General features: G+C 65.2%; 9 protein-coding genes. 6 read left to right on the plus strand and 3 right to left on the minus strand.

Annotated features, from left to right (window positions below; translation table 11 throughout):
* Nucleotides 1-378 precede the first annotated feature (378 nt).
* The 3 genes from ELR45_RS23745 to ELR45_RS23750 all read left to right on the plus strand — a co-directional run bounded on the left by ELR45_RS23745 (nucleotide 379) and on the right by ELR45_RS23750 (nucleotide 1,710).
* A complete protein-coding gene (locus ELR45_RS23745) occupies nucleotides 379-678 on the plus strand; it encodes a GntR family transcriptional regulator (protein WP_129668553.1) in 300 nt (99 codons plus the stop codon).
* Between the two features lie 469 nt (nucleotides 679-1,147).
* Nucleotides 1,148-1,309 (plus strand): hypothetical protein, encoded by a 162-nt coding sequence (locus tag ELR45_RS35710; protein ID WP_165368051.1) that lies wholly within the window; start codon nucleotides 1,148-1,150, stop codon nucleotides 1,307-1,309.
* Complete coding sequence (locus tag ELR45_RS23750; protein WP_129668554.1) at nucleotides 1,309-1,710, plus strand: type II toxin-antitoxin system VapC family toxin; 402 nt, start codon at nucleotides 1,309-1,311, stop codon at nucleotides 1,708-1,710. Before ELR45_RS35710 ends, ELR45_RS23750 begins: the two co-directional genes overlap by 1 nt.
* Before the next feature lie 9 nt (nucleotides 1,711-1,719).
* On the opposite strand, the gene ELR45_RS23755 is transcribed toward ELR45_RS23750, so the two are convergent.
* The 3 genes from ELR45_RS23755 to ELR45_RS23765 form a co-directional block, all read right to left on the minus strand.
* Nucleotides 1,720-2,277, minus strand: coding sequence for a flavoprotein (locus tag ELR45_RS23755; RefSeq protein WP_129668555.1), 558 nt, complete (start codon nucleotides 2,275-2,277; stop codon nucleotides 1,720-1,722).
* A complete protein-coding gene (locus tag ELR45_RS23760; RefSeq protein ID WP_129668556.1) occupies nucleotides 2,277-3,464 on the minus strand; it encodes a helix-turn-helix domain-containing protein in 1,188 nt (395 codons plus the stop codon). The genes ELR45_RS23755 and ELR45_RS23760 overlap by 1 nt, the downstream gene beginning before the upstream one ends.
* 154 nt (nucleotides 3,465-3,618) lie before the next feature.
* On the minus strand, nucleotides 3,619-3,960 hold the full coding sequence (locus ELR45_RS23765) for a GntR family transcriptional regulator (RefSeq protein ID WP_129668557.1): 342 nt from the start codon (nucleotides 3,958-3,960) through the stop codon (nucleotides 3,619-3,621).
* 133 nt (nucleotides 3,961-4,093) lie between these two features.
* On the opposite strand from ELR45_RS23765, the gene ELR45_RS23770 reads away from it, so the two are divergent.
* The 3 genes from ELR45_RS23770 to ELR45_RS23780 form a co-directional block, all read left to right on the plus strand.
* Nucleotides 4,094-4,510, plus strand: a complete 417-nt coding sequence (locus ELR45_RS23770) for a plasmid replication, integration and excision activator (protein WP_129668558.1) — start codon at nucleotides 4,094-4,096, stop codon at nucleotides 4,508-4,510.
* Nucleotides 4,510-4,839, plus strand: a complete 330-nt coding sequence (locus tag ELR45_RS23775; RefSeq protein WP_129668559.1) for a hypothetical protein — start codon at nucleotides 4,510-4,512, stop codon at nucleotides 4,837-4,839. The genes ELR45_RS23770 and ELR45_RS23775 overlap by 1 nt, the downstream gene beginning before the upstream one ends.
* 328 nt (nucleotides 4,840-5,167) lie before the next feature.
* Nucleotides 5,168-6,454, plus strand: a 1,287-nt coding sequence (locus tag ELR45_RS23780; RefSeq protein ID WP_129668644.1) for an FtsK/SpoIIIE domain-containing protein, incomplete at its 3' end; no start/stop codon positions are given.

Consider the following 6,454-nt stretch of genomic DNA (forward strand, 5'->3'; position numbering starts at 1 on the left):
TGACCGAAAGCATCCTGGCCGTCCTCAACGAGGTCAATGAGGCGATACACGACGCTTGCGACCAAGCCGACGACGCGGTCACACGCATCACCGCGGTGCGCGACACGTTGAGGTGGCAGCAGGACCGTCACGCAGAGTGACACTTCGTGACCGTTCTCGACCCGTTCAGGCCACTGACGTGCTGATGCGCGCTCGGTAGCGTCACAGTCCACGGATGACACCTCGGCCCCTGTCCGGTACGCCCCATCCGGGCAGGGGCCACACCATGCCAGGCCCGCGCGCGACACCCGAGGCACGGGCGTGCTCGACCCCTCGCATGGGTGACACTCCGGAATCTTCATGAACCCACCCCGACACGTATGAAGGACTGACGATCACATGCGCCTGGCCAACTTTCCACCGTTTGACCCTGAGCACCACTCGCCCGGCTACCTCTACATGCGCCTGGCCGACTACCTCACCGAACGCATCGACACCGGAGACCTCCAACCAGAGGCACGCCTGCCCAGCGAGTGGGCTATCGCCAGCGAGTTCCACGTGTCCGTGGGGACCGTCCGGCGCGCGAGCCGTGAGCTGTGCGAACGCGGTCTGTTGACACGATTGCCGGGCAGCGGAACCTACATCGCCTCCGCCGACGTTCTCGCGCAACGTCGACGATCCGAGCACGACGAGTCGTAACACCCCAGCAGGCGGGGACCACTTCTGAGCCATTGCCCTCATAGCTGCCATCCGTAGGCCGAAACGAAGCGGGTCAAGAGTCGGCGGAACGCCGATCACGCAGTGACGCGAGCATGCGAGCGCTCTTGACCCGCGCAGCGCAGGCCGCAGAATGGCCGCGACGAGGGCAACGGCGCACCGCAACACGAGCTAGCCGACGCAACACGGGGGATGTGCCGCACGCGGGGGATGTGCCGAATGCTCCTCAGGCGGCTCGCTGCGGGGTCGACGCGCCAGGACCGGAGGCGCGGGCGCCGCGCAGGGACCGGCCGCCAGGCCGCACGCCCGGAGCAAGCCCGCGCAAGCGACGGGACAAGCGGCGAGCGCCAGCGAGGCGCCCTTGATCCATAAGAGGTCAACTCGGCAACTGGACGCGGTGACGCTGAGTCGACGGAAGCCATACGGGAGGGAGGATCGGTAGACTGTGGCTATGACGGTACCTGCTTTCGGTGATCCCGCCATTGAAGTGGCGTCGCGTGCCAAGGCTGGGCGTGAACGCGCGGATTGGCGTACGTGGTGGTCGTCGCTGCCGGTCGTGGAGAGAGACCGCTCAGCGGCGGACGTGCTCGCTGAGATCCGCGAAGAAGAGTAGTGCCTGAGCGCTACGTTCTCGATGCTTCAGCCGGTGTCGAGATTCTGAACCGCACGCCCACCGGGTTCGCGTTGGCCAAGCGGACGTTCGAACGTGGCGCGGAAGAGTGGACGGTGGAACACTTCCATCTCGAAGTTGCCAAGGTCATTCGTCGGGATGTGTTGCGCGGCCAAGTATCCGAGAAGCACGCGGATACCCTTATCGATGGCTTGGTCAGGTGGCCACTGAACACGGTTCGTGTCGCGCCGTTGCTGCCCGAGGCTTGGACGATGCGACACAACATCACCATCCACGACGCGCTGTACGTGGCGCTCGCCCGGCATCTGAACGCCACACTGATCACGGGTGATAGGCGCCTGGCGAACGCGCCCGGATTGAATGTCGCCGTGATCCAGGAGTAGCCGTAGTCGTCAAGTCGGCATGTTCAAGTGGTCGAATACCCATGACCATTTGAAGGCGTCTGTGACGGACTCGCCCGTTCCGGAGGCGAGGGGTTCGTGAACGTTCAGTGCGCCGCCGCGGGGGTCGATGAGCGTCGCCCCGGCGTATCGAAGGACGGCGAGGGATGCCAGCCATGCCGGATGGCCAGCGAGTGAGGCGTTGACGAACGGGACGATGATCAGCGGCCGTTTCGCGCCGAGAGCTTCGCACAGGACCGTGAGCGGGTAGGTGTCGGCAGCCCCGGTGGCGAACTTGTTGATCGTGTTGAAGGTCGCCGGGGCCAACACGACCGCTGTCGGACGTGGAAGACGTTTGGCGGTGTCGGGTTGCCGATGGTTGGTCAGCACAGGCACGTCTAAGGTACCGATCTGGTCGTGATCGAGCCAGGAAACAGCCGCCTCGGTAGCGATGACTGCGACTCGCCATCCCGCGTCGTCGGCCATGGGCACGGCTTCGTGAATGCGGCGCGTGAGAGGCGCGCCGGTCGCGACGATATAGAGCATCGGTCGTGTGTCGTCTTGCGCCATCACAGGACACCGGCTCTCGTAGCGACCTCGCGGAGCGCGGGCGTGCGGTTCTTTCGCTCGCGCTTGAGCATTTCCCGCATCATCTCCCGGCTGATGACGTGGAACCTCAGGAGTTCAGGAGCGACCCGTTCGACTTCGAGCAGGTGAAGCGTCGCCTCCGGGTCGTTACGCCGTTGCACCTGCGCCCACGCGAGGTTGAGGTGCAGCATCGATCTCCGTCCGCGCATGCCTTCCGGTAGCGACTCAAGGTCGATCAGACTCGCGGTCTTCAGCACCGCGAATGGATCGCCCATCTCGGCGGCGGCTGAGGCGCGATGGATCGCGACGTTCGTTGGCCCGAAGGCCGACCACCCGTGGTTCCCGTCACGCCCAAGGCTTTCGGCCAGCGTCTCGGCTGTCGCTAGTCGTTCCTCCGTGGCGGTCCGGTCGACCCGGCGGGCGGCGATGACTCCGGAGATGAGCCACAGTGCCCCAGCTTGCGACACGACCTCCGGGTCCGCTGGGTCGATGTGCGGCATCAGATGCTCGGCAGACCTGACCGCAATCGCCTCGGCCTCGTCGGTTCGTTCTGCCTGTAGCAGGGCACATACCACCTGGTACGCGGCCATGCCTTGGGTTGACAGTGATTCGGCACCGAGCGCTGCCGTGGCGGCGCGGTCGGCGCAGATCCATGCGAGATGCGCTTCTCCGACTTTGGTCAAGAGCTTGGCTGCGACGGTGTACGCTGCGCAACGAATTGCCTGCACATCGGGCGATATCTCGTCGTAGGCATCAACTGCTGTGAGGATCGATGGCAGCATGCCCGCCGTCGATGCGTACTCGGCGGATTGGTACGCGCTGTGAGCCGCCGTGACGGCCGCGTTGAGCTGAGGGAGCGGCCACGCGATCGGCTGTTCGGCGAGCAAGTGTTGATATCCGGTTAAGGCCTGGCGTATGTCATCGAGACTGCTCAGATGAGTGCCACCGTTCGGTGCGTACCGCCACTGCCGCCCGCTGAGCGTTTCGACGTCGACCCCAAGAAGCTGAGCGATGTCCATCAACACCGAAAGCTTGTCGACGGAGCGAATCCCCCGTTCGACCTGGCCAAGCCACGACTCAGAACGACCCACCAAGCCCGCCAATTGGGCCTGGCTCATCCCCTTGCGTCGCCGGTAGATCGCGATCCGGTCTCCGATGGTCTCACTCATGGTGACCATTCTGAACCGAGCTGGGCAGACATACCCGCAAAAAAGTGCGGGTCATTCTGAGTGCGGTTGATGCGCCTCCGCAGTGTCTAGCGTGCACTTGACAGCGGTCCACAGCGGTACAGCGACCAACGGAGGAGGTGAGAACAGCCATGGCTCATCGAGACTTCCGACCTTCGAGCGCATCGACTCGCCGCCCAAGCTCTTGCACGGCCTCGGTCAGCCCATCAAGTCTGCGCACGATCTCGTCTTGCTCACCGCCGTTCGCGGACCCTTCGGCGGGGCGGCGTTCCACGAACACTCCCTTGCCTTGCTTCCCCATGATCAGGCCCTCACGTCGTAACTCGTTGAGGGCGTCGCGGACCACTGTGCTTGAGACCTCGTACCGCGCGCGTAGTTGCGACATGGATGGCAGCTGGCTACCCACAGGCATATCGCCAGAGACGATCTCGTCGCGCAGCTCAGCCGCTATCTGCCGGAATGCAGGTACACCCGTCATGACGCCCTCCAGGTCTCCCCCCGTGATCGCACTTCATGCCGCACTAAGTACAGCATATTCGCCCCAGACACTTGACGTACTATGTCGACTAAGTGCACTATGAAGCCAAGTAGCTCGCGAAGGGAGATCAACAATGGCACTGCAAGGTCAGATCCCGGTGAGGTTCGAGGATGTGTTCCCGCACGGGGCGTACGTGATCAACGAGGTCGCGCCGGAGTACGACTTCGACGCGTCGACGAAGGACAACCGAGTCCAGAAGCGGGACAAGACCTCGGGCCTGCCGGTGTGGCAGGTACCGGTGATGGATGCCGACCCGGAGGCGCGCAAGGGTCAGCGTGAGGTCACGGTGAAGATCGCGGCTGAGGTTCAGCCGGTCCCGCCGGATGCTGTGGCGGGGTATCCGTTTAGGCCCGTGGAGTTCACCGACATGACGGTGACGCCGTACGTCGATTCCAACGGTCCGCGTGCCCGGCTGGCGTACTCGCTGCGGGCGTCCGGGATGCGCAAGCCCGGCGGCAAGCCTGCCCCGGCCGCGAAGGACGCGGCCTGATGACAACCAATCAAGTCCGTGAGGTTCCGCGTCCTGATGTAGTGACGGCGGCTTGGGACGTGCTCACCGCGCATGACGAGATACGCCGTACCGGGACGGAGTTCGACGCCCTCACCCGTGACCGTCGTGGCCGTCCGATCGACTGGGACGCGTTCTGTCGGTGGCGTGACGTCGACTATGTGCCCGCGCATGCCCTGCTCGCATCGGCGCTCGCCACGCTTACCGCGCTGGTGGGCTCGTGGTCCGGTGACGCCATCGGGTTCTGCGAACGCCTCGTCGCTGCCGACGTGGACGCGAGCCTGACCGATGCAGCCCGCGCGGCGGCCTAGTTCAAAGACCGGCGCGGGAACAGGCCTGGCCTGGAAACCCGTCTGTTCCCGCGCCTTCCAACACCCGATGGAAGGGGATTGGCATGTCCAAGCCTACCCACGCGCACGCTCTGGACCTGTTGAGCGAGCCGTTGTTCGCCATCACCGACGACAACAACCCTGACGCTGCGTCCGTGGTGTTTCATTGCGCCTCGTGTCACACCCTGGCCGTGGATACCCCCGGCGTGGTGTGTGCGGATTGCGCAGAACGGAATGACCGACCGGTTCGGCGCTCCCGGAAGACGGCCGGTGGTGCCACCCGCACGACGAAGCGGGGGCGGTGAACGGCATGACCATCCGGTATGCCTCGGATCAGATCAATGGGGACGAGTACTACACGCCCCGGCGCCCGGGCGACGACGACGCGCTGTTCGTCTCGATGTTCAAGGTCCTCGCACTGCTGGCGTTCGCCCCGGTGTGGCTGTTGTGGCGGCACCCGATCGCCACCACGACCGCCACGGCCGCGGGGTGGGTGCTGCTCGTCTACGGCCCTGTCGCGCTCGCTGTCGTCCTGCTGCTCGTTGCGGTGGGGTTGGTCGGGTGGCGTATCTGGCATCCGACCTCGTTCGCTCGGTTCATCTCCTGTCCGGTGCGGTCGCGGTGGCGGGGCTGGAGGCTTTACCGGCGTGACTGGACGTTTCGCATGCACATGTGTGAGCTGTCCAAGGGCTGGGGAGCCCAACACTTCGTGCCGCACATCGTCCGCGTCCGCTCGGATGCGCACGCCGATCACGTCAAGGTGAAGTTGCTGTCGGGGCAGACCCCGGCCGACATCGCGGGCAAAGCAGACCAACTCGCCGCGACCTTCGGCGCCACGGCCTGTCAGGTGCGAACCATTTCCCCGAGCGTGGTCATGCTGCACTTCATCCGCACCAACCCGCTCTGGACGTCGGTCAAGGCGCTGGAGCCCGCATCGCGGGTCAACCTCGAGGCGCTGCCGGTCGGCGTGCGTGAGGATGCCCGGGCGTGGAGGCTACGGCTGCTCGGCACGCACGTCCTGGTTGCCGGTGCGACCGGTTCGGGCAAGGGCTCGGTGATCTGGTCCACCATCCGCGCCGTGGCCCCGGCGATTCGTGACGGCTGGGTGCAGGTCTGGAGCGTGGATCCGAAAGGCGGGATCGAGCTCGCTCCCGGCGCTGCGATGTTTGCTCGGTTCGTCCACGAACCCGAACCCATCGTTGACCTGGTGGAGCAGGCCGCCGAACTGATCCAGGAGCGCGCGGCTCGGATGCGGGGACGTGCCCGACTGCATCGACCCACGACGGCTGAGCCGTTCGTGCTCCTCGTGGTCGATGAGGTCGCGTTTCTGACGGCGTACATGCCTGATCGGAAACTGTCCAAGCGGCTCACGTCCGCGCTGTCGGTGGTGCTGTCCCAAGGCCGCGCCGTCGGTGTCAGCGTCTTGGCAGCGGTGCAAGACCCCCGCAAAGAGACGCTGGGGATTCGTGATCTGTTTCCCACCCGGGTCGCGCTGCGACTGACCGAGTCCGAACAGGTCGACATGGTCCTTGGCCAAGGCGCACGCGAACGCGGTGCGGAATGTCACCGCGTCCCCGAGACCACGCCCGGTATGGGT

The sequence above is a fragment of the Phytoactinopolyspora endophytica genome, from assembly GCF_004138495.1.
GTDB classification, from domain to species: Bacteria; Actinomycetota; Actinomycetes; order Jiangellales; family Jiangellaceae; genus Phytoactinopolyspora; species Phytoactinopolyspora endophytica.